The 841-nt window shown below is 67.9% G+C and carries 1 protein-coding gene, 1 tRNA gene and 1 pseudogene; all 3 read left to right on the top strand.

Annotated features, from left to right (window positions below; genetic code table 11):
* The first annotated feature begins 206 nt into the window (after nucleotides 1-206).
* Nucleotides 207-279: transfer RNA gene (locus AC08OV_RS12640), tRNA-Trp, on the top strand.
* A 159-nt stretch (nucleotides 280-438) separates the two neighbouring features.
* Nucleotides 439-606, top strand: a complete 168-nt coding sequence (gene secE / locus AC08OV_RS12635; protein ID WP_476591738.1) for a preprotein translocase subunit SecE — start codon at nucleotides 439-441, stop codon at nucleotides 604-606.
* Between the two features lie 156 nt (nucleotides 607-762).
* Nucleotides 763-841: pseudogene (locus tag AC08OV_RS12630) on the top strand (transcription termination/antitermination protein NusG); the annotation flags it as partial.

Below are 841 nucleotides of genomic sequence, written 5' to 3'. Positions count from 1 at the left end.
CGCTGCCACCTCGGGCCCCCGCTGCCCCTCGACGCGATCGCCGTACGCGGAGTCCAGGCGGCAAAGGGGTATGCTCGATCCGCTCGGGTACCCATTCCGGTACATCACCGTGCGGCTGAGCTATGCACTACGTCTGGGCTATGTGCTACGTAGCGCATAGCCGGGGTATGCTGGCGTAGCGGTCGCAAGGATCCGGGTGTGTGTCTAGGGGCGTGGCTCAATTGGTAGAGCACCGGTCTCCAAAACCGGCGGTTGCAGGTTCGAGTCCTGTCGCCCCTGCGCTGTTCGACAGCTGGCTGGTCCGATGACCTGACTGGTCCGATGACGCTGGTCCGATGACGGAGTGGGTGGAGTTGAGTGGCGACCGATACCCGTGACGCGGCACCGCGCCCCAAGCGGGCTACGCGTGCCGCGGGTCGACGTCGGTATCGGCCACTTGTGTTCATCCGCGAGGTCATGGCGGAGCTACGGAAGGTCGTCTACCCCGGGCGGAGTGAGCTGATCACCTATGTGCTGGTCGTGCTCGTCTTCGTCAGCGTGATGACGGCGTTCGTGGCTACCCTCGACTTCGGCCTCACGAAGGCGGTTCTCGCGGTCTTCGGCTGACGGGCCCCACCGGCCGGACAGGCCGGGGCCGAGGCAGGCGGTGGTCGCTGGAGCTGCCCGTCGGCGAGCCGGCTGCCCGTCCGGCCCCACGCCCGCGCAGCGCCGCTCCGCGGGTCCACAGCAGCAGAAGTGTTCACGAGAGTAAGGATCGTCCGCGTGTCCCAGTCGCCCGAGCACGCCTCTTCCGAGCAGGGGGAGGCCCTCGCCCGTCTCGATCCCCTCGCGGCGTTCGAGC

Source organism: Frankia sp. CeTa3Moorea (assembly GCF_978021225.1).
Note: the sequence above shows the minus strand (reverse complement) of the source record. Positions and strands in the feature narration are given on the sequence as shown.